At 62.3% G+C, this 26,402-nt stretch carries 29 protein-coding genes; 16 read left to right on the top strand and 13 right to left on the bottom strand.

Going from position 1 to position 26,402, the window contains the following annotated elements; all coding sequences use genetic code 11:
* The first annotated feature begins 254 nt into the window (after positions 1 to 254).
* From CO670_RS20290 to CO670_RS20275, 4 genes are all read left to right on the top strand, one after another.
* Complete coding sequence (locus tag CO670_RS20290; RefSeq protein WP_097591902.1) at positions 255 to 1,202, top strand: ornithine cyclodeaminase family protein; 948 nt, start codon at positions 255 to 257, stop codon at positions 1,200 to 1,202.
* Positions 1,199 to 3,664 (top strand): ATP-dependent helicase HrpB, encoded by a 2,466-nt coding sequence (gene hrpB / locus CO670_RS20285; protein WP_097591901.1) that lies wholly within the window; start codon positions 1,199 to 1,201, stop codon positions 3,662 to 3,664. The genes CO670_RS20290 and hrpB overlap by 4 nt, the downstream gene beginning before the upstream one ends.
* A gap of 21 nt (positions 3,665 to 3,685) precedes the next feature.
* Positions 3,686 to 5,014 carry an ActS/PrrB/RegB family redox-sensitive histidine kinase gene (locus CO670_RS20280; RefSeq protein ID WP_097591900.1) on the top strand — a complete coding sequence of 443 codons (1,329 nt, stop codon included), beginning with the start codon at positions 3,686 to 3,688 and terminating at the stop codon, positions 5,012 to 5,014.
* A gap of 67 nt (positions 5,015 to 5,081) precedes the next feature.
* Entirely contained in the window at positions 5,082 to 5,660 is a 579-nt protein-coding gene (locus CO670_RS20275; RefSeq protein ID WP_097591899.1) for an ActR/PrrA/RegA family redox response regulator transcription factor, read from the top strand.
* A gap of 16 nt (positions 5,661 to 5,676) precedes the next feature.
* Here CO670_RS20275 and CO670_RS20270 read toward each other — a convergent pair whose 3' ends face one another.
* Genes CO670_RS20270 through CO670_RS20255 form a run of 4 tightly spaced genes read right to left on the bottom strand, consistent with a single transcriptional unit; the run spans position 5,677 to position 8,569 of the window.
* Complete coding sequence (locus tag CO670_RS20270) at positions 5,677 to 6,411, bottom strand: amino acid ABC transporter ATP-binding protein (RefSeq protein ID WP_097591898.1); 735 nt, start codon at positions 6,409 to 6,411, stop codon at positions 5,677 to 5,679.
* Positions 6,389 to 7,048: an amino acid ABC transporter permease gene (locus tag CO670_RS20265; RefSeq protein WP_097591897.1), complete on the bottom strand. Its 660-nt coding sequence runs from the start codon at positions 7,046 to 7,048 to the stop codon at positions 6,389 to 6,391. The genes CO670_RS20270 and CO670_RS20265 overlap by 23 nt, the downstream gene beginning before the upstream one ends.
* On the bottom strand, positions 7,045 to 7,716 hold the full coding sequence (locus CO670_RS20260) for an amino acid ABC transporter permease (protein WP_097591896.1): 672 nt from the start codon (positions 7,714 to 7,716) through the stop codon (positions 7,045 to 7,047). The genes CO670_RS20265 and CO670_RS20260 overlap by 4 nt, the downstream gene beginning before the upstream one ends.
* 55 nt (positions 7,717 to 7,771) lie before the next feature.
* Entirely contained in the window at positions 7,772 to 8,569 is a 798-nt protein-coding gene (locus CO670_RS20255) for a transporter substrate-binding domain-containing protein (RefSeq protein ID WP_097591895.1), read from the bottom strand.
* Between the two features lie 329 nt (positions 8,570 to 8,898).
* Between CO670_RS20255 and CO670_RS20250 the strand changes: the two genes are divergently transcribed.
* Entirely contained in the window at positions 8,899 to 9,771 is an 873-nt protein-coding gene (locus CO670_RS20250) for a MurR/RpiR family transcriptional regulator (protein WP_176538987.1), read from the top strand.
* A 38-nt stretch (positions 9,772 to 9,809) separates the two neighbouring features.
* Positions 9,810 to 10,958, top strand: coding sequence for an o-succinylbenzoate synthase (gene menC / locus CO670_RS20245; RefSeq protein ID WP_176538986.1), 1,149 nt, complete (start codon positions 9,810 to 9,812; stop codon positions 10,956 to 10,958).
* Here menC and CO670_RS20240 read toward each other — a convergent pair.
* The gene (locus tag CO670_RS20240; RefSeq protein ID WP_097591892.1) at positions 10,955 to 11,449 is read right to left on the bottom strand and encodes an MmcB family DNA repair protein; all 495 of its coding nucleotides are present in this window, start codon (positions 11,447 to 11,449) and stop codon (positions 10,955 to 10,957) included. The two genes, menC and CO670_RS20240, sit on opposite strands and share 4 nt — an antisense overlap.
* A gap of 180 nt (positions 11,450 to 11,629) precedes the next feature.
* Here CO670_RS20240 and CO670_RS20235 point away from each other — a divergent pair, with 180 nt between their 5' ends.
* Complete coding sequence (locus tag CO670_RS20235) at positions 11,630 to 12,313, top strand: L,D-transpeptidase (protein ID WP_097591907.1); 684 nt, start codon at positions 11,630 to 11,632, stop codon at positions 12,311 to 12,313.
* A gap of 77 nt (positions 12,314 to 12,390) precedes the next feature.
* Here the strand turns inward: CO670_RS20235 and CO670_RS20230 are convergent, their stop codons facing one another.
* The 6 genes from CO670_RS20230 to hslV all read right to left on the bottom strand — a co-directional run bounded on the left by CO670_RS20230 (position 12,391) and on the right by hslV (position 19,586).
* The gene (locus CO670_RS20230; protein ID WP_097591891.1) at positions 12,391 to 14,562 is read right to left on the bottom strand and encodes a malate synthase G; all 2,172 of its coding nucleotides are present in this window, start codon (positions 14,560 to 14,562) and stop codon (positions 12,391 to 12,393) included.
* An 85-nt stretch (positions 14,563 to 14,647) separates the two neighbouring features.
* Entirely contained in the window at positions 14,648 to 16,060 is a 1,413-nt protein-coding gene (locus CO670_RS20225) for a cytochrome P450 (protein WP_097591890.1), read from the bottom strand.
* Between the two features lie 48 nt (positions 16,061 to 16,108).
* Positions 16,109 to 17,056, bottom strand: coding sequence for a DUF1402 family protein (locus CO670_RS20220; RefSeq protein ID WP_097591889.1), 948 nt, complete (start codon positions 17,054 to 17,056; stop codon positions 16,109 to 16,111).
* 187 nt (positions 17,057 to 17,243) lie between these two features.
* Positions 17,244 to 18,551 (bottom strand): ATP-dependent protease ATPase subunit HslU, encoded by a 1,308-nt coding sequence (gene hslU / locus CO670_RS20215; RefSeq protein ID WP_097591888.1) that lies wholly within the window; start codon positions 18,549 to 18,551, stop codon positions 17,244 to 17,246.
* The gene (locus CO670_RS20210; RefSeq protein ID WP_097591887.1) at positions 18,548 to 19,072 is read right to left on the bottom strand and encodes a GNAT family N-acetyltransferase; all 525 of its coding nucleotides are present in this window, start codon (positions 19,070 to 19,072) and stop codon (positions 18,548 to 18,550) included. Before CO670_RS20210 ends, hslU begins: the two co-directional genes overlap by 4 nt.
* Entirely contained in the window at positions 19,059 to 19,586 is a 528-nt protein-coding gene (gene hslV / locus CO670_RS20205; RefSeq protein ID WP_088689010.1) for an ATP-dependent protease subunit HslV, read from the bottom strand. Before hslV ends, CO670_RS20210 begins: the two co-directional genes overlap by 14 nt.
* A 176-nt stretch (positions 19,587 to 19,762) precedes the next feature.
* On the opposite strand from hslV, the gene hisB reads away from it, so the two are divergent.
* The 9 genes from hisB to coaA are packed head-to-tail and all read left to right on the top strand — an operon-like array spanning position 19,763 to position 25,195.
* The gene (gene hisB / locus CO670_RS20200; protein WP_097591886.1) at positions 19,763 to 20,371 is read left to right on the top strand and encodes an imidazoleglycerol-phosphate dehydratase HisB; all 609 of its coding nucleotides are present in this window, start codon (positions 19,763 to 19,765) and stop codon (positions 20,369 to 20,371) included.
* 22 nt (positions 20,372 to 20,393) lie between these two features.
* Entirely contained in the window at positions 20,394 to 20,879 is a 486-nt protein-coding gene (locus CO670_RS20195) for a DUF2628 domain-containing protein (RefSeq protein WP_097591885.1), read from the top strand.
* A 2-nt stretch (positions 20,880 to 20,881) separates the two neighbouring features.
* Positions 20,882 to 21,532 (top strand): imidazole glycerol phosphate synthase subunit HisH, encoded by a 651-nt coding sequence (hisH, locus tag CO670_RS20190; protein ID WP_097591884.1) that lies wholly within the window; start codon positions 20,882 to 20,884, stop codon positions 21,530 to 21,532.
* A 52-nt stretch (positions 21,533 to 21,584) separates the two neighbouring features.
* Positions 21,585 to 21,767, top strand: a complete 183-nt coding sequence (locus CO670_RS20185) for a hypothetical protein (RefSeq protein WP_097591883.1) — start codon at positions 21,585 to 21,587, stop codon at positions 21,765 to 21,767.
* Entirely contained in the window at positions 21,764 to 22,321 is a 558-nt protein-coding gene (locus CO670_RS20180) for a hypothetical protein (RefSeq protein ID WP_097591882.1), read from the top strand. The genes CO670_RS20185 and CO670_RS20180 overlap by 4 nt, the downstream gene beginning before the upstream one ends.
* A 6-nt stretch (positions 22,322 to 22,327) precedes the next feature.
* Complete coding sequence (gene hisA, locus CO670_RS20175; RefSeq protein ID WP_097591881.1) at positions 22,328 to 23,074, top strand: 1-(5-phosphoribosyl)-5-[(5-phosphoribosylamino)methylideneamino]imidazole-4-carboxamide isomerase; 747 nt, start codon at positions 22,328 to 22,330, stop codon at positions 23,072 to 23,074.
* Positions 23,074 to 23,862 (top strand): imidazole glycerol phosphate synthase subunit HisF, encoded by a 789-nt coding sequence (gene hisF / locus CO670_RS20170; RefSeq protein WP_088689013.1) that lies wholly within the window; start codon positions 23,074 to 23,076, stop codon positions 23,860 to 23,862. Before hisA ends, hisF begins: the two co-directional genes overlap by 1 nt.
* 17 nt (positions 23,863 to 23,879) lie before the next feature.
* Complete coding sequence (locus CO670_RS20165) at positions 23,880 to 24,203, top strand: phosphoribosyl-ATP diphosphatase (RefSeq protein WP_088675358.1); 324 nt, start codon at positions 23,880 to 23,882, stop codon at positions 24,201 to 24,203.
* Positions 24,200 to 25,195: a type I pantothenate kinase gene (gene coaA, locus CO670_RS20160; RefSeq protein WP_097591880.1), complete on the top strand. Its 996-nt coding sequence runs from the start codon at positions 24,200 to 24,202 to the stop codon at positions 25,193 to 25,195. The genes CO670_RS20165 and coaA overlap by 4 nt, the downstream gene beginning before the upstream one ends.
* Before the next feature lie 116 nt (positions 25,196 to 25,311).
* On the opposite strand, the gene CO670_RS20155 is transcribed toward coaA, so the two are convergent.
* Together CO670_RS20155 and arfB are read right to left on the bottom strand one after the other, a co-directional pair.
* Positions 25,312 to 25,923, bottom strand: a complete 612-nt coding sequence (locus CO670_RS20155; RefSeq protein WP_097591879.1) for an alpha-ketoglutarate-dependent dioxygenase AlkB — start codon at positions 25,921 to 25,923, stop codon at positions 25,312 to 25,314.
* Position 25,924: 1 nt separating this feature from the next.
* Complete coding sequence (arfB, locus tag CO670_RS20150) at positions 25,925 to 26,362, bottom strand: alternative ribosome rescue aminoacyl-tRNA hydrolase ArfB (protein ID WP_097591878.1); 438 nt, start codon at positions 26,360 to 26,362, stop codon at positions 25,925 to 25,927.
* Positions 26,363 to 26,402: the final 40 nt, after the last annotated feature.

Here is a 26,402-nt window from a genome sequence, read left to right as displayed (position 1 = left end):
ATCACAAAAGTTTTTTGACAATTTTGTAACAGGTTGAAAATCAAGGGATTTTAGCTCTTGTCTCCAAAACCGGGCAACCCCCCCGCATGGCGGGGCGGTTTTTGGGATTCGTTTTCCGCCAAATCTCGAAGAGTGGCTTCGGCGGGTGGAGACAAGCCCTATATGGGAAGCTTTAGAAGGATTTCCAGGGTGCTTGCCTGTCACGCGCGTCACTCGCTAATTTGGTGAAACGAATGATCCGGCGGAGTGAAAGAATGCTAGTCCTCGACGAAGAACAGACGCGCGCGGCGCTGCCCTGGCCAGAATTGATCGAGGCGATTGCCGCGATGTTTACGAGCGAATGCGTGATGCCGGTGCGCCATCATCACGATATGGAGGTGCCCGGCGAGGAAAGCGCGACGCTGCTTCTGATGCCGGCCTGGGTTCCCGGGCGTTATGCCGGCGTGAAGGCGGTCTCGGTCTTCCCGGGCAATATGCGGCGCAGCCTTCCAGCAATCTCAGGGACCTATCTGCTTTCCTCCGGCGCCACCGGTGAAATGCTGGCCGTCATCGACGGCGGTGAATTGACGGCGCGGCGCACGGCGGCGACATCGGCGCTGGCGGCCTGCTATCTCGCCAGCCCGGATGCGGAGGAACTGCTCGTCTGCGGAACCGGGCGGCTGTCGCTCAACCTGATGCTTGCCCACGGCACGACCCGGCCGATCAAGAGATACAGGATCTGGGGCCGCAACAGCCAGGCGGCGGAGAAGATCGCCGCCGAAGCGCGGGCGTTCGGCCTCGACGCCGAAGCGGTCGCGGACAGACAAGCCGCGGCGCGAACGGCCGATATCATTTCCTGCGCCACGCTTTCCAGCGAGCCGCTGATATCGGGCGAATGGCTGAAACCCGGCGCCCATCTCGATCTCGTCGGGGCCTTCAAGCCGAGCATGCGCGAAAGCGACGACGAGGCCATTCGCCGCGCTTCGGTCCATGTCGATACCCGCGCGGGTGCGATGAGCGAAGCCGGCGATATCGTCCAGCCGCTGAAAAGCGGTGTGCTGGCGCCGAACGGCATCAGGTCGGAGCTTGCGGAGCTCGTCAGCGGCGCCCAAAGCGGTCGAAGCCGGGACGCGGAAATCACCCTGTTCAAGTCGGTCGGCGCGGCGCTCGAGGATCTCGCCGGCGCCATTCTCGCCTATGAGACGGTGGCGGGCCGCAAGTGACAATCAGTGCATCCTTGCCGGAGCTTCCGGTTTCGCATGTCCTGCCGGCCGTCGCCTCCGCGCTGGCCGCTCGGAAACGCGCCGTTCTTTCCGCCCCGCCTGGGGCCGGCAAGACGACGCTGGTGCCGCTTTATCTGCTCGACCAGGCCTGGCGCGGCGACGGCAAGATCATCCTGCTGGAGCCGCGGCGGCTGGCGGCGCGGGCCGCGGCAAACCGAATGGCATCCTTGATCGGCGAGCAGGTCGGCCAGACGATCGGCTACCGCATGCGCCTGGACAACAGGATATCGGCGGCGACCCGCGTCGAAGTGGTGACCGAAGGGGTCTTTGCCCGAATGATCCTCGACGATCCGGAACTCTCAGGCGTCTCGGCCGTGCTCTTCGACGAGTTCCATGAGCGTTCGCTGGATGCCGATTTCGGGCTGGCGCTGGCGCTCGACGTCCAGTCGGCGCTGCGCGAGGATCTGCGCATCCTCGTGATGTCGGCGACGCTTGACGTGGAGCGCGTCGCCGCGCTGCTCGATCATCCGCCGGTCATCGAAAGCCTTGGGCGCAGCTTTCCGATCGATATCCGTTATCGGGACCGGCCCGGCGGGGAGCGCATCGAGGATGCCGTCACACGGGCGATTATCGACGCGCATGGCGATGAAGACGGCTCGATCCTGGCTTTCCTGCCCGGCCAGGCGGAAATTACGCGCACCGTCGAACGCCTGCAGGGGCGATTCGGGCCCGAGGCGCTGATAGCGCCTCTTTATGGCAATCTCAGCCAGAAGGAACAGGATGCGGCGATCCGGCCGGCGCCCAAGGGGACGCGCAAGATCGTGCTGGCAACGTCGATTGCCGAGACGTCGATCACCATCGACGGTGTGAGGATCGTCATCGACAGCGGTCTGCAGCGCCTGCCGGTTTTCGAGGCCTCGACCGGGATCACGCGGCTCGAAACGGTGCGGGTATCGCGGGCTTCCGCCGATCAGCGCGCCGGCCGCGCCGGGCGAACGGAGCCCGGCATCGCCATCCGGCTGTGGCACCAGGGACAAACGGCAGCGCTGCCGGCTTTCACGCCGCCGCAGATCCTTTCCAGCGATCTTTCCGGGCTGGTGCTCGATCTCGCGCATTGGGGCGTGCAGGATCCTGCATCCCTCGCCTTCGTCGATCAGCCGCCGGAAACGACGCTCAAAGAAGCGCAGGCGCTGCTCGGCCAGCTTGGCGCGCTCGACAGGGACGGCGCGCTGACGGCCCGCGGCAAGGTGATGCGCGATCTCGCCCTGCCGCCGCGGCTTGCCGCCATGGTCGTTTCAGCGGGGGAAACGGGGCATGCTCGCGAGGCGGCGATGATCGCCGTGCTTTTGACCGAGCAGGGGCTTGGCGGAACGAGCATCGACATCGAGGAACGGCTGCGGCGCTTCAAGGCCGAGCGGGGCGAAAGGGCCGAGGCTTCGCGGCGGCTGGCGGGGCGGCTGGCCGCCGGCCTCGACAGGATTGCCGCGACGGCGCCGGCGCTGGCCGGTCAGCTGCTGCTGCACGCATTCCCCGACCGGATCGCGCTGCAGCGCGGCGGACGCGGGCGGTATGTGATGGCCAACGGCCGGGGAGCGGAACTGGCGGAAACCGAGCGGCTGGCCGGCAGCCCGATGCTTGTCATCGCCGACCTCACCGGACGGGCGGCGCAGGGGCGCATCCTTGCGGCAGCCGAGGTGACGCGCGGCGAGATCGAGGCCGAGCTGCCCGGCGAGATCAGGACCGACGACCAGACATTCTTCGACCGGCAGAGCCGGCAGGTGCGGGCGCGGCGGGCAACCCGGCTCGGCGCGATCGTCTTCGAGGAGACGCCCTTGCCGCGTCCTTCCGGGGCAGCCGTCACTCAGGCGCTGATGGAGGGGGTGCGCGAGCTGGGGCTCGATCAGCTTGCCTTCTCGAAGGAGGCCCTGCAGCTTCGCGAACGGATCGGCTTCCTTCACCGGACGATCGGCGACCCCTGGCCCGATGTCGGCGACGACGCCCTGCTTTCCCGGCTGGACGAATGGTTCGCGCCGTTCCAGAGCGAGGCCCGCGGTCTCTCCGACATTTCCGCAGGCGGGCTTTCGAACGGGCTGATGTCGCTGGTGCCGCATGAGCTGCAGCGCGATCTTAGCCGGCTTGCGCCGACGCATTTCGAGGCGCCGACCGGCCAGAGGCATCCGATCCAGTATGAAGGCGAGGAGCCGGTGCTGACGATCCGCGTGCAGGAGCTGTTCGGGCTGAAGCAGCACCCGGCGATCGCGGGAGGCCGCCTGCCGCTGCTGCTGGAACTCACTTCGCCGGCGCATCGGCCGATCCAGACGACGCGCGACCTGCCGGGCTTCTGGGCCGGCTCATGGAAGGACGTGCGCGCCGACATGCGCGGTCGCTATCCCCGCCATCCCTGGCCGGAGCGGCCGGAAGAGGCACCGCCGACGACACGGGCAAAACCGCGTGGTACATGAGGCGATCCAAGGAGCCCCGGCATGATCGACAAGCCCGGCATAATCGACAAGACGGAAAGCCACACGCTGGAAGACCGGCACAGCAGCCGGAGGCTGCGCCTGCAGACGCTGGTGCGGCTGCGCTGGCTTGCCGTCGGCGGACAGGCGGCGACGGTGTTCATCGTTGCCTTCTGGCTGAAATTTCCGCTGCCGCTGATCGCCAGCTGTTCGCTGATCGCCGCTCTTGCCTGGGTAAATTTCTACCTGACGATCCGCTATCCGCCGACCCACCGGCTGGGGCCGCCCGCCGCTTTCGCGCTGCTCGGCTTCGATCTTCTGCAGCTCTGCGCGCTGCTCTTCATCACCGGCGGCCTCGCCAACCCCTTCGCCGCACTCGTCTGCGTGCCCGTCATCATCTCCTTTGCCTCGCAGCCGATCCGCTACAGCACCGCGCTCATCGGCTTTGCGATGGTCTGCGTGACGGTGCTTGCCTTCTCGCCCTTCCCGCTGCCCTGGTTCGACGGGGTCGAGATCAACGTGCACAACGTCATGCAGTTCGGCGTCTGGTGCTCGATCGCCTCGACGATGGCCTTTGCCGCCTTCTATGCCTATCGCGTCTCGATGGAGGCAAGCCAGCTCGCCGATGCGCTGGCGGCGACCGAACTGGTGCTGCAGCGGGAAAAGCATCTTTCGCAGCTCGACGGCTTGGCGGCCGCCGCCGCACACGAACTCGGCACGCCGCTTGCGACGATCAGCGTCGTTGCCAAGGAAATGGAGCGGGAACTCAAGGACGACGATCGTTTCCGCGAAGACGTCATGCTGCTGCGCAGCCAGAGCGAACGCTGCCGCGACATTCTGCGGCGGCTGACGACGCTTTCCTCGGAAGGCGAGGCGCACATGCGCCGGCTGCCGCTGTCCTCGATGATCGAGGAGATCGTCGCGCCGCACCGGGAATTCGGCATCACACTCGAACTCATCGAAAAGAGCCCGCGCAAGGGCGAGCCGGTCACCGATCGCAATGCCGGCATCATGTACGGGCTCGGCAACCTCATCGAAAATGCCGTCGATTATGCCCGGGAGAAGGTGACGGTGACGGTCGAGCACGATCACGACAAGGTGCGGATCGTCATCGAGGACGACGGCAACGGTTATTCGCCGGACATTCTGACGCGGATCGGCGAGCCCTATGTGACCAAGCGGCAAAAGGAGGATACGGCCGGCGGCCTCGGGCTCGGGCTTTTCATCGCCAAGACGCTGCTGGAACGCTCGGGCGCATCGCTGATTTTCGAGAACCGCGACCCCGAAAGCGCCGGTGCGCGCATCCGCATCGAATGGCCGCGGATGCTGATCGATGCAAATTCGACAAAATGAGATTATGGGCATAAACAGGATTTGCGGTTGACCGCGCTCGGGCGCGGAACCGCCGGGACCCAAGACGATGACAGAACAACATCACGACAATTTCGCCGCTTCCGATGAAGACCATATCGGTCCCGACGCCAGCCTGCTGATCGTCGACGACGACGGCCCTTTCCTGCGCCGGCTGGCACGGGCGATGGAGACGCGGGGCTTCCAGGTGGAAACGGCTGAATCCGTGGCGGAAGGCGTTGCGAAATCGAAAGGCAGGCCGCCGAAATATGCGGTGGTCGACCTCCGGCTCGGCGACGGCAACGGGCTCGACGTCATCGAAGCGATCCGCCAGCGGCGCGACGACACCAGAATCATCGTGCTGACCGGCTATGGCAATATCGCCACGGCAGTGACCGCCGTAAAACTCGGCGCCGTCGACTATCTGGCAAAGCCTGCCGATGCCGACGACGTCTTCTCGGCGCTGACGCAGCGCCCGGGCGAAAAGGCGGAACTTCCCGAAAACCCGATGTCGGCTGACCGGGTGCGCTGGGAACATATCCAGCGGGTCTATGAAATTTGCGAGCGCAACGTGTCGGAAACGGCGCGCCGGCTCAACATGCACCGCCGCACGCTGCAGCGCATCCTCGCCAAACGCGCGCCGAAATAGCAAAGGGCGACGCGTCCTATGCCGGGGCTTTAACACCCAGAAACTGCTGAAGTTCCGGGGTCGCCGGTTCGGAAAAGATCTTCCGGGGCGGCCCTATCTCGTGGACGCGGCCCTGGTGCATGAAGACCACACGATTGCAGACGTCCCGGGCAAAATTCATCTCATGGGTCACCATGATCAGCGTCATGCCATCGGCGGCGAGCGTGCGGACGACCGCAAGCACCTCGGCAACAAGCTCCGGATCGAGCGCCGAGGTTATCTCGTCGCAGAGAAGCGCGATCGGCTGCATGGCGAGCGCCCGCGCGATCGCCACGCGCTGCTGCTGGCCGCCGGAAAGCTCGTCTGGATAGGCATCGAACTTTTCGGCCAACCCGACCCGGGCAAGCATTTCCCGGGCGATCCGCTCCGCATCGCCTTTCGGCGTCTTCTTCACCACCGTCTGGGCGAGCATGACATTGGCCCCTGCGGTCAGATGCGGGAACAGATTGAACTGCTGGAAGATCATGCCGACCTTCAGCCGCAGCGCCTTCAAATGCACTTCGTCGGGCAGGAGCTGGGCGCCGTCCACCGAGATCGAGCCCGAATCGATATTCTCCAGCCCGTTTATGCAACGCAGCAGCGTCGATTTGCCGGAGCCGCTCTTGCCGATGATCGCGATGACCTCGCCGGGCTCGACGTCGATGTCGATGCCCTTGAGAACTTCGTTGTCGCCGAAACTTTTGCGGACCTCAGTGATTTCGATGAGCGACATTCAGCTTCCTCTCCAGAATCTGGCTGCTTTTCGAGAGCGGCCAGCACAAGACAAAATAGATGAGCGCGACGATGCCGTAGACTTTGAAAGGCTCGAAGGTTGCGTTGGTGACCTCCGTGCCGGCCTTCGACAATTCGATGAAGCCGATGATGGAGGTCACCGCCGTGCCCTTGATGACCTGCACCAGGAACCCGACAGTCGGCGGCACCGCGACCCGAAGCGCCTGCGGCAGGATCACGTGCCGCATCTGCTGGATATAGCCCATGCCGAGGCTGGCCGACGCCTCCCATTGGCCGCGGGCAATGGATTCGACGCAGCCGCGCCAGATCTCGACCAGGAAGGCAGCCGACCACAGCATCAGCGCAACGCCGGCAGCCGTCCAGGCCGGCACGTCGATGCCGAACAACCCAAGGCCGAAGAAAGCGAGAAACAATTGCATCAGCAGCGGCGTGCCTTGGAAGAGTTCCGTGTAGTATTTTACGAAGAGGCCGAGAGCGCGGTGCTTGCCGATCCGCATGAAAAGCAGAATTGCCCCGAGCAAACCGCCGCCGATGAAAGCCGTCAGGGACAGCAGCACGGTCCAGCGCGTCGCAAGCAGAAGATTTCGGACGATGTCCCAGGTGGTGAATTCACTCACCGCGCAGCCCTCCGTGGAAAGATCATTGCTCCGATCCGGGCGAGCATCCAGCGCAGCAGGATCGCAAGAACCAGATAAACGGCGGTCGAAAAGAAATAGGCCTCGAAAGAGCGGAAGGTGCGGGACTGGATGAAATTCGTGGCAAAGCTCAAATCCTGTGCCGCAACCTGCGAGACGACGGCCGAGCCCAGCATGACGATGACCACTTGCGAGGAAAGCGCTGGCCAGATCCGCTGCAGCGCAGGGACGACGACGACATGACGGAAAGTCTGAAAGGGCGTCATGGCCAGGCTGGCGCCCGCTTCGAACTGGCCCCTCGGCGTGGCCTGGATGCCGGCGCGGATGATTTCGCAGCTGTAGGCGCCGAGGTTCACGATCATCGCCAGATTGGCGGCCTCGATCTCGCTCAGACGCAGGCCAAGCTGCGGCAGGCCGAAATAAATGAAGAAGAGCTGGATGAGAAAGGGGGTGTTGCGGATGAGCTCCACATAGGCCGTCACCGGCGGCTTCAGCCAGGCAGGCCCCAGCGCGCGCACCCAAGCACATGAGATGCCGACCGCGATCCCGACGAAGGCCGCGACAGCAATCAGCTCGACAGTGATCGCAATGCCGCTCAGGATCTCGGGATAATAGACCGCCAGCCAGCTGAATTCGAATGTATAGGTCATCGACGGGCCTCACCAGGCTTCCGGCCAATCGCAAGACCGGCCCGGCTGTTTACGGTCAGAGGCTCTTGTCCAGCGGCTGGTGAAGCCATTTCATCGAGATGCCGTCCAGCGTGCCGTCCTTCTTGGAGGCGGCGATGATCTCGTTGACCTTGGCCATCAGTTCCGGCTCGTTCTTGTTCATGCCGACATAGCAGGGCGAGTTCTTGATCAGGAACTTCAGTTCGGGCTTGCGGGGCGGGTTCTTGTCAAGAATCGCGGCGGCCACGACATTGCCGGTCACCACGGCTACGACCTGACCCGACAGGAAGGCCGAGATCGTGCCGTTATTGTCCTCGTAGCGCTTGATGGTCGCATCAGCAGGCGCGACCTTCGTGAGTTCCAGATCCTCGATCGAACCGCGGGTCACGCCGACGACCTTTCCGGACAGATCGCCAAGCGATTTGATCGCCACGTCGTCCGGAGCGAAGACGCCGTTGAAATAGGGCGCGTAGGCATCGGAGAAGTCGATCACCGCGGCGCGTTCCGGGTTCTTGCCCAGGCTCGAGATCACCAGATCGACCTTTTTCGTCTGCAGATATGGTACGCGGTTTGCGGATGTTACCGGCACCATCTCGAGCGTCGCGCCGAGTTTCTCCGCGATGAGCGTCGCCATGTCGATGTCATAGCCCTGAGGCTTCATGTCGGTGCCGACAGAACCGAACGGCGGGAAATCCTGCGGGACCGCTATGCGGACCGTCTTGCTGGACGTAATGTCCGAGAGCGTGTCGGCGCGGGCTGCGGAAACAGGCAGGGCCAGGCTGAGGGCGGCGCTTCCCACGGCGGCAAGGATAGCGATGAAATGCCTCTTATGCATTGATTGTTCCTTTCCAGTTTGGCGTTTTCGTCTGCGGCAGGCGTGCAAATTCGACGTGCAGGGCACGTCTGCGGTTCGGCAACGAGCGGCCGAGGCAGGCAAGACGAATCTTCCTTCCGCGACTGGACGGTCATGGGCTTATACGAAAGCGTGTGGCACGCATGATGCGGCCGCATTTGCAGTGCCTGAGCTCTGCCAATCATCCCAGTTCCCCTTTGGCGCGCCCATATTTTTCGGCGTCGTTCCTTACCGGCAATTACGATACAGAAATTTCACATTGTCAACAGATCGATACTAGTGTTTTAATCCAACCACGAAATGAGGCCTTCATGACAGAAGCGACGCGCAAGCCGCGCATGCTCGAAAGACGCATCCAGAGCCAGTACGACGATCTTCCGGGCAGCGAGCGCGCGCTAGCCGATCTCATCCTGGAATTTCCCGGCGACCTCCTGGTTTATTCAGCGACGGAGCTCTCCGAGCGCGGCCGGGTCTCGAAAGCGGCCGTTACCCGTTTCGTCAAACGCCTCGGCTATCAGGACTACCGCGAGATGCAGCGCGAGGTCCGGGAGGCGCAAGAAGCCGGAGAGCCGGTTTATCTCAATACCGGCCTGCTCGGACCCGCGCCCGACCGCACCCGTCTGCAACAGCATCTCGAGCGCGATATCGCCAATCTACGCCAGACCTTCGAGGCGGTGAGCCCCGACGATCTCGGCGAGGTGGTTCGCCGCTGCCTCACGGCTCGGCGCGTCTGGGTCCTCGGTTTTCGCAACAGCTATTTCTTCGCCGCCTACATCCGCCGGCAGCTGATCCAGGTCCGCTCCGACGTCACGCTTGTGCCGGCTGCCGGGCAGACGCTGATGGAGGAGCTGGCCGGCGCTACGCCTGACGATCTGATGATTGCAGTCGGGCTGCGACGCCGAACGCCGGCGCTGGGTCGCGCGATGAAGATCGTTCGCGACCTCGGCGTGCCCATCGCCTTTTTCACCGATCGCGTGGCGGTCACCACCCCGAAGTTTGCGACATGGACGTTTCCCTGCCAGGTGCGGGGCATGTCGCTGTTCGATTCCTATGTCGCGGTGATCAGCCTTGCCAATTACCTCTGCACCGAAGTCGTCGCCGCGGCCGGAGAAGGAGGGCGCGAGAGGCTGAGCCGCATCGAAGATCTCTTCGCGCTGATGGAAGAGATCGACCCCGGCAATTGATGTCGCTCCGGCATGGGGCCGGAGCAGAAGGAAATGCGATGCAGATTGATGAAATTGAGCTTTTTCACGTTGCAATGCCGCTCAAGGCGCCATGGCGGACGGCCTTTGGCGAGGAGACCGCCATCGACTCGATCCTGGTTCGGTTGAAGGGAGAGGGCGAAGAGGGCTGGGGCGAGACCGCACCCTATCGCCTGCCGCAGTTTTCGCCGGAATGGGCTTCAGGCGCTTTTGGGCTGCTGCGCGACGTCATGGCGCCGGCACTGATCGGCAAGCGCATCGACAGCGCTGACGTTCTGCAGCGGGAACTGGCGCCGCTGAAGGGCAATCATTTCGCCAAGGCCGGCCTCGATACCGCCTGGTGGGATCTCGCCGCGAAGCTTGCCGGCGAGCCGCTCTGGAAGATGATCGGCGGAAAGGGACCGGACGCGGTCGTCGGCGCCGATATAGCGGTGATGGATGATCTCGACGAACTCGTATCGGCGGTCGGCAAGGCGCAGGAAGACGGTTTCCAGAGGACGAAACTGAAATTCCGCCGTGGATGGGGGCTCGAAATGGTCGCCCGCGTGCGCGAAGCCTTCCCCGATGCGGTTCTGCATGTCGATTGCAACAGCGCGTTCACGCTTGATGATATCGCCATGTTTCGGGAACTCGACCGATTCGGCCTCGCGATGATCGAGCAGCCGCTTGCCTATGACGATCTCATAGACCACGCGCGTCTCCAGGCCGAACTGAAGACGCCGATCTGCCTGGACGAGAGCATCACATCGGTCGACCGGGCGCGAAAGGCGATAGACATCGGCGCCTGCGGCTGGATCAACATCAAGCCGGGCCGGGTCGGCGGCCTGACCAATGCCATCGCCATTCACGATCTCTGCGCTGCCCGCGACGTTCCGTGCTGGATCGGCGGCATGCTCGAATCCGCTGTCGGGCAAGGACCGGCGCTCGCGCTGTCGACGCTGCCCAACGTCAAATATCCCTGCGACGTCTTCCCAAGCGATCGGCTTTACCAGACGGATCTCTCGGAACCGGAGATCATCCTCAGCGGACCGGGGCGAATCACGGCATCAGATCGGGCCGGCCATGGGTTTCGGCCCCATTCAGAACGTCTTGCGGGTGTGACCCGCGCCTACGCTGCCGTCTCCAACAAAGCGCGCCGCGATTCTTCCGATTCGCGCCTTGCGCGTTAGACATCGTCCACGGTGAACGGCTTTCCGTTCGCCCATTCGGCCATCATCAGCCTTTGCGCGGCGGCGCGCGAGAAGCTGAGCGTCACGGATTTGCGCGTCGCGGGCGCCATGCGGTGCTCCGGCGCCTCGCGAATCATATGGGCGCCGTAACCGTCCGAGAGGAAAAGCCCGCAGTCCTCGGGGAAGATATCGAGCGGCACATCCTGGTGAGTCGCAAAGAACAGCCGGTCGCAATGCAGCCTGTATTCCGGCCATTTGCGATCCACCCTGAAATCCTCGATGGACGTCTTGATTTCGATGATCCAGACCTCGCCCTTTTCCGAAAGCGTGATCAGATCGGCGCGGCGGCCGCTCGCCAGCGGCAGTTCCGGCAGCACGGCGTGGCGCATTTCATGCAGCAATATCTGCGTGCCCCGCCGCACCATCATGGCCCTGTCCGATTGCCGGCCATCGATTAACGGATTGTTATTGTAAACGCTCAAAATCGTCATGGATAACCACCACAGGGTCGGGTGCGTTGTTGCAAAAAAACCATGCGCTTTTAATTTGCGCGGCAGACGAATTCCTCGCGCTGAAGCAGTCTTGCAAAGCGCAAGTTAATCGAAAATAAACCATAATCAACGATGGTCGAAATACCCTTCTCCTTGCCCCAAAACTTTCAAGAGTCATTCATGCGCATCCGCAATGCATTCCCTGTATTTGGCCTGCTGACGACGCTCGCTCTGGCCGGTTGCTCCACGAGTTCCGACAGTGCCTCCGTCGCCGACAAGGGCGCAGGCCCGACGGTACAAACGGCGCAAATCTTCAATGACGCCTACGGCGTGACCAAGGATGCCGGCTACTCCCTGCCGGCGATCCCGATCGATCGGGTCAAGCCGCAGTTCCGCCGCCAGGTCGTCAGCTACCAGACCACCGAGCGTCCGGGAACGATCATCGTCAACACGCGCGAGCGCTTCCTCTACTACATCCTGGCCAACGGCAAGGCGATGCGCTACGGCATCGGCGTCGGCAAGCAGGGCTTCGCATGGGCCGGCACCGCCTACGTCGCCTGGAAGCAGGAATGGCCGACCTGGCATCCGCCGAAGGAAATGGCGGTGCGCCGCCCCGACGTCGCCAAATATGTCGAAGACGGCATGGGTCCCGGCCTCAGCAATCCGCTCGGCGCGCGCGCCATGTATCTCTTCAACGAGGAAGGCAAGGACACGCTCTTCCGCCTGCACGGCACGCCGGAATGGGCATCGATCGGCACTGCCGCTTCCTCGGGCTGCATTCGCCTGATGAACCAGGACGTCATCGACCTCTATAGCCGCGTCCGCCCCGGCAAGGGCACCTCCAAGGTCATCGTCATCCAGTAAGCTAGATACCGAATTCGGTATAAAAAAGGCCGCCGGACCAACGTCCCGGCGGCCTTTTCCTATTGAGGGTCACAGCCTCACGCGGTCTGCTGCGCCTTGAGTTCCAGACGGCGGCGATGAAGCACCGGCTCGGTATAGCCATTCGGCTGCTCCCTGCCCTTCAGGACGAGATCGAGAGCGGCCTGAAAGGCGATCGAGCCGTCGAAATTGCCAGCCATCGGCTGGTAGGCAGGGTCCGACCCATTCTGCCGGTCGACGACGGCGGCCATGCGCTGCATCGTTTCGACGATCTGGGCTTCGGTGACGACCTTGTGATGCAGCCAGTTCGCCATGTGCTGGGCCGAGATGCGCAAGGTCGCGCGGTCTTCCATCAGGCCGACATTGTTGATGTCGGGCACCTTCGAGCAGCCCACCCCCTGATCGATCCAGCGCACGACATAGCCGAGGATGCCCTGGGCATTGTTGTCGAGTTCGCGCTGGATCTCTTCCGGAGACCAGTTCGGCCGCACCGCGACCGGCACGGAGAGAATATCCGACAGTTTGGCGCGGGCGCGATCCTTCAGCCCCTGCTGGACCTTGGCGACGTTGATGCGGTGATAATGGGTGGCATGCAGGGTCGCCGCCGTCGGCGACGGCACCCAGGCGGTGTTGGCGCCGGCCTTCGGATGGGCGATCTTCTGCTCCAGCATCGCCGCCATCAGATCCGGCATCGCCCACATGCCCTTGCCGATCTGGGCATGGCCGGAGAGGCCGCATTCGAGGCCGATATCGACGTTCCAGTTCTCATAGGCCGAGATCCAGGCGGCCTGGCGCATGTCGCCCTTGCGAATCATCGGGCCGGCTTCCATCGAGGTGTGGATCTCGTCGCCGGTGCGGTCGAGGAAGCCGGTATTGATGAAGACGACGCGCTCGCGGGCGGCGCGGATGCATTCCTTGAGATTGACCGTCGTGCGGCGCTCCTCATCCATGATGCCCATCTTGATGGTGTTGCGCGCCATGCCGAGCATATCTTCGACCCGTGAGAAGATCTCGACGGCGAAGGCGACCTCTTCCGGCCCATGCATCTTCGGCTTCACCACATACATGGAGCCGGCGCGGGAATTCTTCTTCCGGCCGGCCGGACCAATATCGTAGAGCGCGATCAGGCCGGTGATGACGGCATCCATGATACCCTCGGGCACTTCGTTGCCGTCGCGGTCGAGAATGGCCGGATTGGTCATGAGATGGCCGACGTTGCGCACCAGCATCAGCGAGCGGCGGTGCACTTCGAAGGCGGCGCCATCGGGGCCTGTATATTCCAGGTCGGGGTTGAGCTTGCGGATAAAGCTCGCTCCGCCCTTGGCCACCTCTTCCTGCAGATCGCCCTTCATCAGGCCGAGCCAGTTGCGATAGACGACGGCCTTGTCTTCGGCATCGACGGCAGCGATCGAATCCTCGCAGTCCATGATCGTCGTGATCGCCGATTCCAGCCAGACATCGGAAATATGCGCCGGATCGGCCTTGCCGATCGTCGTCGACGCGTCGATGACGATATCGATGTGGATGCCGTTGTTTTTCAGGAGAATATGCGAGGGCGTGGCGGCATCGCCGCGATAGCCGGTAAAATGCCCGCTATCCCTCAGCGCTACCTGCTCACCATCGGTCGATCGGACGACGAGCGCTCCTTCCTTGACGGCGAAGCTGCCGACATCCTTCCAGCTCCAGTCCTGCAGCGGCACCGACGTATCGAGGAAATCGCGCACCCAGGCGATGACCTTCTCGCCGCGCTTCGGATTGTAAGCCTTGCCCTTTTCGGCGCCGTCGCTTTCCGGAATGGCATCCGTGCCGTAAAGCGCGTCATAGAGCGAACCCCAGCGGGCATTGGCGGCGTTCAAGGCATAACGGGCATTCATGACGGGAACGACGAGCTGCGGGCCGGCGATCGAGGCGATTTCCGCATCGACCTTTTCCGTCGAAACCTGGAAATCGGAGCCTTCCGGCAGGAGATAGCCGATCTGGCGCAGAAAGGACTGGTATTCGTCCATATCCGCCGGCGCGCCATGCTGGCGATACCAATCGTCGATCTTTCCCTGCAGCTCGTCGCGTTTGGCGAGCAGCGCGCGATTCCTCGGGGCGAGATCGTGGACGATCGCCGAAAAATCGGCGAAGAATTTTTCCGCATCGACCGCCAGGCCCGGCAGCACCTCCTTGACGAGGAAATCATGAAGGACGGCTTCGATGGCAAGACCGTTCTTATCAATGCGGCTCATGCGAGATTCTCCCTGCAGCGGCTTTCGGAAGCTGACACTTTGCCCGGCTTTCATTCACAGTCAATTCAGCAATAATTCGAAAGATTTATGCTCTTTCGGAAACTATGCGCGGCGTCACGCGCATCGGCAACCCATTCTGCGGCTGCGTCGTCAGCTTCTGCACCGGCCAGGGATTGGTCTGATCGGTGGAATCGAAGCGATAGCGGTGCATCAGCACAGCAAGGGCGATCACCGCTTCCTGAAGCGCGAAGGTCGCTCCGATGCAGACGCGCGGACCGGCCCCGAAGGGCAGGAACTGGAAGCGTCCGATGGAGCCGCGATTTTCCGGCAGGAAGCGTTCGGGCATATAGGCACGCGGCCTGTCCCAATGACGTTCGTGGCGATGCAGCGTCCACGGCATGATGAGCACCGTCACCCCCGTCTCGATCTCGACCCGCTCGCCCTTGGCGCTCGTCCAGGAGTCATCCGATATGGCGGCGCGGTTGATCGACGGCGCCGGCGGATAGAGGCGCAAGGCCTCCTCGAAGGCGGCGCGCGTCTGCGGCATCAGATCCAGCCACTCTACCGGCTCGGCCCCGGTGGCGAGCACCGCGTCGATTTCCTCTTCCATCGCCTCGCGGATATGCGGGCTGTTCGATACGCAATACAGCGTCCAGGCCAATGCGCGGGCCGTGGTCTCATGCCCCGCGCCGATGAAGGTCAGGATATTGTCTTCGATCTCTTCCTTCGTCAGTCCATCAGGGCCGGCCTGCTCCAGGAGCAGCGTCAGGAAATCCTCCGGCGCGCTGCTGCGGTCCGCCTTCATCTTCGCGAGCCGCATATCCATGGTGTCGCGGACGATGGCGCGGAATTTCTCCAGCACCTTCTGACCGCCGATGCGTGTCACACGTGGAACCCAGGACGGAGCGCGCATCAGATCCATCGGATCGACACGGCCCATGCGATGCAGGAGCTCGTTGACATCGTCGGCGAAATGGCCGCTCGAGGTGACGATTTCTCCTGAAAACAGCGTGTCCGCGAGAATGGCGAAGGTCAGCTCCGTCATATCGGTGCTGATGTCGAAAATTGCGCCTGCCTCGCCGGCGCTCTCATATTTGCGGACATAGTCCTCGGACTGGCGCAGCATCTGCCCGGCAAAGCCCTGGGCATGACGAGGCGTGAAAACAGGCGCCACCGCCTTGCGCGATCTCTTCCAGACGGGACCTTCGGCGGTCAGAAGGCCGTCGCGGAGGATCGGGCGCAGGACGAGCTGGCGAACATCCGACATGCGGTAATTATTGGCATTGTCGACCAGCACATGCTTGATGAGCCCGGGATCGTTGACGATCAGCGTCCTCTGGCCGAAGAAACTGGTGCGGATCCAGGGCAGCGTATAGGACGGCTCGCCCCAGAGTTCGAGCGGATTGCGCAGGATGATGCGGATGATATCGAGCCGGCTCGGCGGCTCGGTGCGCGGTAGCGGCGCCGGCGGAACGAAGGGATCAGGACGCATGTCCATCGTCAAAGCCTTTCGGGGAAGATCGGCGTCTTCCCGGCAAGCTTGAAGCTAGAGCAGGCCCTTGAGTTCGTCCAGCTTGTCGTTGATCAGCCAGCCGTAATAATTCTCCTCCGGCCAGACCGTGGCGCCGGAAGAGCGGTTTTTCGCGGCAAGTGCCGCGGCGCGCTGACGCGAATTGCCGACATTGTAAAGGGTCGCCGTCAGGCCGGGATTGCCCGATATATCCATGCCGGCAATCTCCTTGTAATCGTCGATCGACCTGCGGATCGAAGCGGCGACGAAGGCGAGCGAGATATCGGGATCCATGATCGCCTTGTAGACGGCGCCGGCATTCTTCTCGTTCAGCTTCGGATATCCCGATACGCGGCTGACGAGATCGGAGAGCATCAGCGCCGTCAACGGATTGACCTGGCCGAGGCCGAAGGTCTGGCCGGCATAGAAGGGCTGGAAGAAGACCGCGCTGAAGCGGTTATTGGGGAAGTTTTCGCCACCGACGGTCTTGCCGCGGAAATCGCTCTCCCAGACGTCTTCCCGGCACGACCAGAGCGTATAGGAATCGCTCTTGCCCTTGCATTCGGCAAATTGCGGCCGCGCCACGAAATCGTCGACGCTTTCGCCCTCATAGGCAAAGCGGAAGCTTTCTCCGGCATAAGAGGCAGCCTTGACGTAATAGGCCTGCAGCCTGTCGTAGGCATCGACATTATAGGTGTGCTCGCCGACGATGGCGCCGACCACATGGATGGGATTGATGCCGTAGGCGCTGGAGACCTTGCGGATCTTGGCCATCAGCTCGCGATCGGTCGCCAGAAGGTCGTGGACCTTCTCATATTTCACATCGAAGCTGCTCTTGGTACCCTTGGTGCGCCTGATAGAAGCGCCCGGAATGTCGGGCTGCTCGGCATGGCGGTTGCCTGCCGGAACCGTCTGCATTGCGAAGGCCGGCGCCGAATTCAACAGCGCAGCAGCAATCATAAGGCTTGTCAAAAGGCGTCGCACGATCCGCTATCCCGTCCGTTCATCGTCCTGTTCGCGATGCGGCTGACTGGACCAGAATCTTGGCCGAATAAAGCCGGAGCGGAAAACAAAACGGGCCTTCACTAGAAAGTAAAAGGCCCGCTGTCGAGAGAGTGTTCATCACAATGCGGCATTCAAGCCGGCAAAGACAAGAACCGGTGCGCCGATATCACAGAATGAATCGCGAGAGGTCGGTATTCTGCGCGAGATCGCCGACGTGTTCGCGCACATAGGCAGCGTCGATCGTGATCGCCGTGCCGGAGCGATCCGGAGCGTTGTAGGAAATGTCGTCCAGAACCCGCTCCATCACCGTCTGCAGGCGGCGTGCGCCGATATTCTCGACGGAGGAATTCAAATGCACCGCGACATCGGCCAACGCATCGATCGCATCGTCGGTGAAATCGAGGCTCAGGCTTTCCGTCTCCATCAGCGCGCGGTACTGGCGGATGAGGCTCGCTTCCGTCTCGGTCAGGATCCGGCGGAAATCCTCCTTGTTCAGCGCCCGCAGTTCGACGCGGATCGGCAGGCGGCCCTGCAGCTCGGGGAGAAGATCCGAAGGCTTGGAGACATGGAAGGCGCCTGAGGCGATGAAGAGGATATGATCCGTCTTCACAGGCCCGTATTTGGTCGAAACCGTCGTGCCCTCGACGAGCGGCAGCAGGTCGCGCTGCACGCCTTCGCGCGAAACGCCGGCGCCCATGCCCCCGTCGCGGGCGGCGATCTTGTCGATTTCGTCGAGGAAGACGATACCGTCATTCTCGGTGGAACGAACGGCCTCGCGCTGGATCACCTCATTGTCGATCAGCTTGTCGGATTCGTCGCGGATCAGGTCGGTGTAGGAGGCCTTGACTGTTGTGCGCACCTTCTTGGTGCGGCCGCCCATCGCCTTGCCGAACATTTCCGACAGGTTCAGCACGCCGATATTGGCGCCCGGCATGCCGGGGATCTCGAAGCCGCCCATGCCGGAACCGGCATCGGCCACCTCGATATCGATTTCCTTGTCGTCGAGTTCGCCGTCCCTCAGCTTCTTGCGGAAGTTTTCGCGGGTGGCGGGCGAAGCCGTGGTGCCGACCAGGGCATCGAGGACACGCTCCTCGGCGCTCACATGCGCCTTGGCCTGTACTTCGGCCCGCTTCTTCTCGCGCACCAGGCCGATGCCGACTTCGACCAGATCGCGGATGATCTGCTCGACATCGCGGCCGACATAGCCGACTTCGGTGAATTTGGTCGCTTCGACCTTGATAAAGGGCGCGCCGGCGAGCTTTGCCAGGCGGCGGGAGATTTCGGTTTTGCCGACGCCGGTCGGGCCGATCATCAGGATATTCTTCGGCATGACTTCGTCGCGCAGGCTGGGATCCAGCTGCTGGCGGCGCCAGCGGTTGCGCAGCGCAATCGCAACGGCGCGCTTGGCGTCGTGCTGGCCGATGATGAAGCGATCGAGTTCGGAAACGATCTCGCGAGGGGAAAAAGTCGTCATATCACATCCGTTTCTTGCGGTGGTTCCAAGACCATGAAATGGGCCGGACCGTATATTGAAGTTCTCGTATCGACGTGCCGAAAGCCTGCCTTCTCGTAAGCGCGGATCGCTCGTGTATTGGCCGGATGGGGATCGATCACAATCCGTTTCGCGCCAGCGGTGAAAAGTTCGGAAGCCATCTGCCGAATGATCGCGCTGCCATGGCCCTTGCCCACCAAATTGCTGTTGCCGATTGAAATATCTAGTCCGATCGTGCCTTTCGGCTGATCCTGATAGGGATGATCCTCTTCAAGATGCGGATCATAGGTTTGGATATAGGCAAGCGGCGCTCCATCCAGTTCCACGATCATCGGCCGGGTTTCCACACTCGTCATCGACGCCTTGATCGAAGCAAGCTCCTCATCGACAGCATCCCACCATTCTGCGATATGCGGTTCGGCAAGCCAGCGGGCGAGCAGAGTGAAATCCTCATCGACCACATCGCGGAATGCGTAGTGTGTAGTGGCGTCAGCTTTCGGCATCCAAGGTTTCCACCACGATGTTGTGGTTCGTGTAGACACAAATATCCGCAGCAATTTCGAGCGCGCGCCGTGCGATCTCCTCTGCCGATTTGTCGGTATCCATGAGCGCGCGCGCAGCCGCGAAAGCAAAGTTGCCGCCCGAACCAATCGCCGTCGTGCCGTGTTCCGGCTCCAGAACATCGCCGTTGCCGGTGATCGCCAGCGTGATCGACTTGTCGGCGACGAGCATCATGGCTTCGAGATTGCGCAGGTATTTGTCGGTCCGCCAGTCTTTGGCAAGCTCGACGGCGGCCCGCATCAGCTGGCCGGGATATTGCTCCAGCTTCTTTTCAAGTCTTTCGAGCAGGGTGAAAGCATCGGCGGTGGCCCCGGCAAAACCGGCGATCACTTCGCCCTTGCCGATGCGGCGCACCTTGCGGGCATTGCCCTTCATGACGGTCTGGCCGAGGCTCACCTGGCCGTCGCCCGCCATCACCACCTTGCCGCCTTTTCGAACTGTAATGATCGTTGTCATAAAACACCTGTCTGCCCATGACGCGGGCAATCGCGTTAGGCCGCACACCGGCCTGTTGAGCCCTATGTAAGTGGGCGGGAGCCGATTGCAAATGGGCGGGCTTTTCTCTTCCCCGGCTTCTGGATATTTGCCGATGCGCCTGATAAGGAACGGCCTTATTCCCGATGGAGGGCCATATGGCCGAGACCGCAGCAAGCCGCACCGGCAGCGTTTCCCGCAAGACCAACGAGACTTCGATCTCCGTTTCCGTCAATCTCGACGGCACCGGCAAGTCGAAAATTTCGACGGGCGTCGGCTTCTTCGACCATATGCTCGACCAGCTTTCGCGGCATTCCCTGATCGACATGGAGATCGAATCCAAGGGCGACCTGCATATCGACGACCACCATACGGTCGAGGATACCGGCATCGCCATCGGCCAGGCGATCTCCAAGGCGCTCGGCGACCGGCGCGGCATCACGCGTTACGCTTCGATCGATCTCGCCATGGACGAGACGATGACCAAGGCTGCCGTCGATCTTTCCGGCCGACCGTTCCTCGCCTGGAACGTCGCCTTCAGCGCGCCGAAAATCGGCACCTTCGACACCGAACTCGTCCGCGAATTCTTCCAGGCGCTCGCCCAGAATGCCGGCATCACCTTGCATATTCTCAACCATTATGGCGCCAACAACCACCATATTGCCGAGACATGCTTCAAGGCCGTTGCCCGCGCGCTGCGCACGGCGACAGAGATCGATCCAAGACAGGCGGGCCGCGTTCCCTCGACGAAGGGCACGCTCGTCTGAGCCTCTCAAGGGAGCGGCGAGAATGACATCAAGCTATATTTTCCTGACGCCGCCCGGCAGCGCGAACACTCGCCCTGACGAGACGCGGACGATCCGCGACGGCTTCACCTGGCTCGGCTTCCTGTTTCCATGGGCCTGGCTGCTGGTCCATCGGTTGTGGCTACCTGCGATCGCAGCCTTTTTCCTGCAGGCGATCGGCGGCGGGCTGATGGATCAATCCGGTCTCTGGCCGGCAGGAATGGCCATCACGCTGGGCGTCAATCTGCTGGTCGGCCTGGAGGGCCAGAATTTGCGCGTCCGCAACCTCGCCGCCAAAGGCTGGAACGAAGACGGACTCGTTGCAGCCGATACGATCGGCATTGCCGAAAATGTCTATTTCTCCGGCAAGGCAGATATTGTGGAGAGCGACGCCGCCGCGGCGCCGGACTGGGAGAACAAGACCCGGCCGAACCGTCCGCATGGCCAGGCCACATCGCTTGGTCTCTTTGGTTTTGATGGAGGACGCTGACGATGCGCGTCGCGATTATCGACTACGGTTCGGGCAACCTGCGCTCGGCGACCAAGGCTTTCGAACGGGCCGCCCGCGAGGCGGGCATCGATGCGCATATCGATCTCACCGACAAGGCCGAGAATGTTGCCGCCGCCGACCGCATCGTGCTTCCCGGCGTCGGCGCCTATGCCGATTGCCGGCGCGGCCTCGATGCCGTGCCTGAAATGACCGAGGTGCTGATCGAGACCGTCGAGAAGAAGGCGCGGCCGTTCCTCGGCATCTGCGTCGGCATGCAGCTCATGTCCTCGCGCGGCCTCGAGAAGACCGTGACGCAGGGTTTCGGCTGGGTTCCCGGCGACGTCGTCGAGATGACGCCCAGTGATCCCACGCTCAAGATCCCGCAGATCGGCTGGAACACGCTCGACCTGAAGCGCGAACATCCCCTGCTCGACGGCATTCCAACCGGGCCGCAGGGACTGCACGCCTATTTCGTCCATTCCTATCATCTTGCCGCGCAAAATGCCGGCGACGTCATCGCGACCGTCGACTATGGCGGGCCGATGACCGCTCTCGTCGGGCGCGACAACATGGTCGGGGCACAGTTCCACCCGGAAAAGAGCCAGAAGCTCGGCCTGGCGCTGATTGCCAATTTCCTGCGCTGGAACCCGTAATACGGCCGCCTTATTTTCCCTTTATGGAAACGGCGGAACAGGAGTTCGCTCGATGCCGGCTTCGCGGAAATCAGGCAAGGTGTTCTACATGCTGAAGCCCGTTCGCGAGGGGCTGCCGCCCTTCTCGGATATCCGGTTTCCCGACGGGACGATCATTCGCCGCGTCGATGTGGCCATCCACAAAAGAGCGCTTTCCAATGCGGCCAAGGCGTTGAAAGAAAGGCTGGACCGATGATCCACGAATTCCTTGCCGGCAACGAGAATTCGCAGCTGCGCGCCAACGGCATCAATGCCGGCGACATCACCGAGGCCGTGCTGGAATTCTATATCGAAGGCGAGGACGACCTGATCGGCTTGCTCGCTTACGCACTTTACGAGCGGCAGAAGCGCGATTTCGTGCTCAGCTACCGCAAGCGCAATGCCGGCCGCTCGCCCAATGAGGCGGAACTTGCCGCCGTCAGCAGCAATTATCTCTCGACCGACCTGCGCAATACGCTGCGCGACCGCGCCTCGCAGATCCTTTCGAGCTATGCCGAAACCTATGTCGAAGCGATGGAGCCGGAAATCCGGCTCGCCGCCGTCAACAGCGAGGCGCTGCGCGAAGTGCGCGACATCCAAAAATCGATGAAGAAGCGGCTGGGCTTCTGGCGTCAGGTGCGTTCCGGTTTCACGGTCGCCCTGCTCCTTCTTCTGCTTTTCGGCGCGGCCACCATTGCCGCTGTCTTTTTTCGCTCGGATATCGTAGATGCGTGGAATGCGCTGATGGTACCGACCACTTTACGGACGTAAGACGACATGATCCTTTTTCCCGCGATCGACCTGAAGGGCGGCCAATGCGTCCGCCTGAAGCTCGGCGACATGCAGCAGGCGACGGTCTACAACACCGATCCGGCCGCCCAGGCGAAATCCTTCGAAGACCAGGGTTTCGAATGGCTGCACGTGGTCGATCTCGACGGCGCCTTTGCGGGACATTCGGCCAATGGCGATGCCGTCGAGGCGATCCTGAAGGCGACCAAGAATCCGGTGCAGCTCGGTGGCGGCATCCGCACGCTCGATCATATCGAAGCCTGGCTGTCGCGCGGCCTGCGCCGCGTCATTCTCGGCACTGTCGCGGTCAGAAATCCTGAGCTGGTCATCGAGGCCTGCCGGAAATTTCCCGGCCGCGTCGCCGTCGGCATCGATGCCAAGGGCGGCAAGGTAGCCGTCGAGGGTTGGGCTGAAGCTTCCGAACTCGGCATCATCGAGCTCGCCAGGAAATTCGAGGGCGCTGGCGTTGCCGCGATCATCTACACCGATATCGACCGCGACGGGATCCTGACCGGTATCAACTGGGCGTCGACGCTGGAGCTTGCCGACGCCGTCTCCATCCCCGTCATCGCTTCGGGCGGCCTTGCCTCCATCGAAGACATCGAGCGCATGCTGCAGCCCGACGCACAGAAGCTCGAAGGAGCGATCTCGGGCCGTGCGCTTTACGACGGCCGGATCGATCCGGCGGAAGCGCTGGCGCTGATCAAGGCCAGCAGGGCCAAGGAGACTGCGTAATGACCCTTAAGGCCCGTGTCATCCCCTGCCTCGACGTCAAGGACGGCCGCGTCGTCAAGGGCGTCAACTTCCTCAATCTCGTCGATGCCGGCGACCCCGTCGAGGCGGCGAAAGCCTATGACGCGGCCGGCGCCGATGAACTCTGCTTCCTCGACATCACCGCGTCTTCGGACAATCGCGAGACGATCTTCGACGTCGTGTCGCGCACGGCCGACCAGTGCTTCATGCCGCTGACGGTTGGCGGCGGCGTGCGCACCATCGCCGATATCCGCAAGCTCCTTCTTTGCGGCGCCGACAAGGTCTCGATCAATTCGGCGGCCGTCAGCAATCCTGATTTCGTCGCCGAGGCGGCCGACAAGTTCGGCGACCAGTGCATCGTCGTCTCGATCGATGCCAAGCGCCGGCGCACGCAGGCGGTCGGCGGCGACAATCTTAGCGCCTGGGAAATCTATACGCATGGCGGCCGCAACGCGACCGGCATCGACGCCATCGAATTTGCCCAGAAAATGGTGGCGCGCGGCGCCGGCGAACTGCTGGTCACCTCGATGGACCGCGACGGCACCAAGGTCGGCTACGATCTGGAACTGACGCGGGCGATCGCCGATTCGGTGCGCGTGCCGGTCATCGCCTCCGGCGGCGTCGGCGATCTCGACGATCTCGTCGCCGGCGTGAAGGAAGGCCATGCCAATGCGGTGCTCGCCGCCTCGATCTTCCACTTCGGCACCTATTCCGTCGGCGAAGCCAAGCATTATATGGCGAAGTGCGGCATCGACATGCGTCTCGACTGAACCTTGAAAGCGCAGATATGAGCGGATTTTCCCTTTCCGATCTCGAAAGGATCGTCGCAGAGCGGTCGAAAGCCTCGCCGGATCAATCCTGGACAGCCAAGCTTGTGGCCGCCGGCCAGCCGAAGGCGGCAAAGAAGCTAGGCGAAGAGGCAATCGAAGCGGTGATGGCGGCGGTGACCGATGACCGCGACAATCTGACCTATGAAGCCGCCGACGTGCTCTATCATCTCTTGGTCGTATTGCGGATTGCTGAAATACCGTTAGAGAATGTCATGGCCGAACTCGAGCGCAGAACCGCGCAGTCCGGCCTCAAGGAAAAGGCCAGCCGGCAGAGTTCATGAGTATCGCGACTGAGATTATCGGGGTGCCGGAAACGTTGGATCACTTCCAGTCGGAATCCTATTCGCCCTACCATTTCTTCTCTTCCGAGCAATGGGCGAAATTTCGAGCGGACACGCCGCTGACGCTGACCAGCGACGAGGTCAAGCGACTGCGCTCCATGGGCGACCCGATCGATCTCGACGAGGTCCGGCGGATCTATCTTTCGCTGTCGCGCCTGCTGTCGTCGCATGTCGAATCCTCGCAGATGCTTTTCAACCAGCGCAACCGCTTCCTCAGCATGTCGGATGTGACGAAGACGCCCTTCGTCATCGGCATCGCCGGCTCGGTCGCCGTGGGAAAATCGACCACCGCCCGTATCCTGAAGGAGCTCCTCGGGCGCTGGCCCTCCAGCCCGAAGGTCGATCTGATCACCACCGACGGCTTCCTGCACCCGAACGCCATGCTGCAGCGGGAAAAGCTGATGCAGCGCAAGGGCTTCCCGGAGAGCTACGACACCGGCGCGATCCTGCGCTTCCTCTCCGCGATCAAGGCGGGGCAGCCGGATGTGAGGGCGCCCTGTTATTCGCACCTCGTCTATGACGTGCTGCCGGACGAATACAAGATCGTCGACCGGCCCGACATCCTGATCTTCGAAGGCATCAACGTGCTGCAGTCGCGCGACCTGCCGGCCGACGGCAAGATCGTGCCGATGGTTTCCGACTTCTTCGATTTCTCGATCTATATCGATGCTGCGGAAAGCCAGATCCACAACTGGTACGTGACCCGCTTCATGCGGCTGCGCGAAACCGCCTTCCGCGATCCCAATTCCTATTTCCATCGCTATGCGTCGATCACCGATGCGGAGGCGCTCGAAATTGCCGAGGATCTCTGGACGAACATCAACCTGAAGAACCTGCGGCAGAACATCCTGCCGACGCGGCCGCGCGCCGATCTGATCCTGAAAAAGGGCAAGGATCACCTGATCGAACAGGTCGCGCTGCGGAAACTATAGAGCGTGTCGCGCAAAAGTGTGCGCGGTTTTGCGATAACGACACGCGAGAAAATAAAGACCTGAAGCACGGGGAACGAATCTGAAAGATCGCGACGTGCTTTAGAAGGCGATTGATTTCAAGGATTGACGCGGCGCAGCGTCAGATTGATGCGGCCGCCATTCTTCAGCAGCGTCGACGTCGCCGGATGGATGCGGTCGACGCCATGGAAACAGAGCCTCCCCTCACCGCCGAGGACGACCAGATCGCCGCTCGACAGCTTGAAAGATAGCGTGCGATCGTTACGGCTGAGGCCGCCGACGCGGAAGAGGCAGCTGTTGCCGAGCGAGATCGAAACGACGGGCGCCTGCAAATCCCTCTCGTCCTTATCCTGATGCAGGCCCATGCGGGCATCGTCGGAATAGAAATTGACGAGGCAGGCTTCCGGCGGCTTCCCGTAGCCCGAGACATCGTTCCAGATGTCGAGCAGGCGCTGCGGCAGATCGGGCCAGGGCTTGCCGGTTGCCGGATGTGTCGGCTGATAGCGATAGCCGCGTTCCTTGTCCGTTACCCAGCCGAGCGGCCCGCAATTGGTCATCCTGACCGACATCGGCTTGCCGGTGCCGGGCATGACGGGCACGAAAAGCGGCGCCTCGGCGACGACGGCGCGGATCACTTCGACCAATTCTTCCTGACGCGCCCGGTCGAGATAGCCGGGGAGATGGCGGATGCCGTTCAGCATACCGGGCATGTCATTCGCCGCCGCCGGGACGGCCGCGCATTTTCTTGACTTCGGAGCGGCCGGATTTTTCTTTCAGGCGCCGCTCGACCGACCCTTTGGTCGGCTTGGTCTTCTTGCGCGGCGGCGGCGGCGGCTTGGCGGCCTCCAGAATCAGTTCCTTCAGCCGCTCGCGCGCATCCTCGCGGTTGCGGTCCTGGCTGCGAAAGCGGCTCGCCTCGATCATCAGCACGCCCTCCTTCGATATGCGTCGGCCGGCAAGCTTGATGGCATTGGCCTTGACGCGATCATTGAGGGAAGGCGAGTTCGGGATGTTGAAGAACAGCTGGACCGCGGTCGAGACCTTGTTGACGTTCTGCCCGCCCGGGCCGCCCGCCAGAACGAACTGTTCCGTCAGCTCCCATCCGGCGATGGTGATCCTGTCATCGATATAGAGCGCGTCGCTGGCCATGCGGCGTTCTATCTCATATCAGCCGTCAATTGAAAACATC

Source organism: Rhizobium sp. J15 (assembly GCF_002531825.1).
In the GTDB taxonomy this organism is placed as follows: domain Bacteria; phylum Pseudomonadota; class Alphaproteobacteria; order Rhizobiales; family Rhizobiaceae; genus Rhizobium.
The sequence above is the reverse complement of the archived record's forward strand: the minus strand, read 5'-3'. Positions and strand labels throughout refer to the sequence as shown.

Excerpts from the sequence above, each read along its gene's own strand:
- CO670_RS20240 (WP_097591892.1), bottom strand. The coding sequence starts at position 11,449 with ATGACGATTTTGAGCGTTTACAATAACAATCCGTTAATCGATGGCCGG.
- CO670_RS20255 (WP_097591895.1), bottom strand. The coding sequence starts at position 8,569 with ATGCATAAGAGGCATTTCATCGCTATCCTTGCCGCCGTGGGAAGCGCC.
- hisH (WP_097591884.1), top strand. The coding sequence starts at position 20,882 with ATGCGCGTCGCGATTATCGACTACGGTTCGGGCAACCTGCGCTCGGCG.
- CO670_RS20275 (WP_097591899.1), top strand. The coding sequence starts at position 5,082 with ATGACAGAACAACATCACGACAATTTCGCCGCTTCCGATGAAGACCAT.
- hslV (WP_088689010.1), bottom strand. The coding sequence starts at position 19,586 with ATGACAACGATCATTACAGTTCGAAAAGGCGGCAAGGTGGTGATGGCG.
- CO670_RS20195 (WP_097591885.1), top strand. The coding sequence starts at position 20,394 with ATGACATCAAGCTATATTTTCCTGACGCCGCCCGGCAGCGCGAACACT.
- CO670_RS20165 (WP_088675358.1), top strand. The coding sequence starts at position 23,880 with ATGAGCGGATTTTCCCTTTCCGATCTCGAAAGGATCGTCGCAGAGCGG.
- CO670_RS20230 (WP_097591891.1), bottom strand. The coding sequence starts at position 14,562 with ATGAGCCGCATTGATAAGAACGGTCTTGCCATCGAAGCCGTCCTTCAT.
- CO670_RS20270 (WP_097591898.1), bottom strand. The coding sequence starts at position 6,411 with ATGTCGCTCATCGAAATCACTGAGGTCCGCAAAAGTTTCGGCGACAAC.
- CO670_RS20180 (WP_097591882.1), top strand. The coding sequence starts at position 21,764 with ATGATCCACGAATTCCTTGCCGGCAACGAGAATTCGCAGCTGCGCGCC.
- CO670_RS20210 (WP_097591887.1), bottom strand. The coding sequence starts at position 19,072 with ATGCCGAAAGCTGACGCCACTACACACTACGCATTCCGCGATGTGGTC.
- CO670_RS20290 (WP_097591902.1), top strand. The coding sequence starts at position 255 with ATGCTAGTCCTCGACGAAGAACAGACGCGCGCGGCGCTGCCCTGGCCA.
- menC (WP_176538986.1), top strand. The coding sequence starts at position 9,810 with ATGCAGATTGATGAAATTGAGCTTTTTCACGTTGCAATGCCGCTCAAG.
- CO670_RS20260 (WP_097591896.1), bottom strand. The coding sequence starts at position 7,716 with ATGACCTATACATTCGAATTCAGCTGGCTGGCGGTCTATTATCCCGAG.
- coaA (WP_097591880.1), top strand. The coding sequence starts at position 24,200 with ATGAGTATCGCGACTGAGATTATCGGGGTGCCGGAAACGTTGGATCAC.
- CO670_RS20250 (WP_176538987.1), top strand. The coding sequence starts at position 8,899 with ATGACAGAAGCGACGCGCAAGCCGCGCATGCTCGAAAGACGCATCCAG.
- CO670_RS20155 (WP_097591879.1), bottom strand. The coding sequence starts at position 25,923 with ATGCCCGGTATGCTGAACGGCATCCGCCATCTCCCCGGCTATCTCGAC.
- CO670_RS20235 (WP_097591907.1), top strand. The coding sequence starts at position 11,630 with ATGCGCATCCGCAATGCATTCCCTGTATTTGGCCTGCTGACGACGCTC.
- CO670_RS20280 (WP_097591900.1), top strand. The coding sequence starts at position 3,686 with ATGATCGACAAGCCCGGCATAATCGACAAGACGGAAAGCCACACGCTG.
- hisF (WP_088689013.1), top strand. The coding sequence starts at position 23,074 with ATGACCCTTAAGGCCCGTGTCATCCCCTGCCTCGACGTCAAGGACGGC.
- CO670_RS20185 (WP_097591883.1), top strand. The coding sequence starts at position 21,585 with ATGCCGGCTTCGCGGAAATCAGGCAAGGTGTTCTACATGCTGAAGCCC.
- hslU (WP_097591888.1), bottom strand. The coding sequence starts at position 18,551 with ATGACGACTTTTTCCCCTCGCGAGATCGTTTCCGAACTCGATCGCTTC.
- CO670_RS20225 (WP_097591890.1), bottom strand. The coding sequence starts at position 16,060 with ATGGACATGCGTCCTGATCCCTTCGTTCCGCCGGCGCCGCTACCGCGC.
- hisB (WP_097591886.1), top strand. The coding sequence starts at position 19,763 with ATGGCCGAGACCGCAGCAAGCCGCACCGGCAGCGTTTCCCGCAAGACC.
- hisA (WP_097591881.1), top strand. The coding sequence starts at position 22,328 with ATGATCCTTTTTCCCGCGATCGACCTGAAGGGCGGCCAATGCGTCCGC.
- arfB (WP_097591878.1), bottom strand. The coding sequence starts at position 26,362 with ATGGCCAGCGACGCGCTCTATATCGATGACAGGATCACCATCGCCGGA.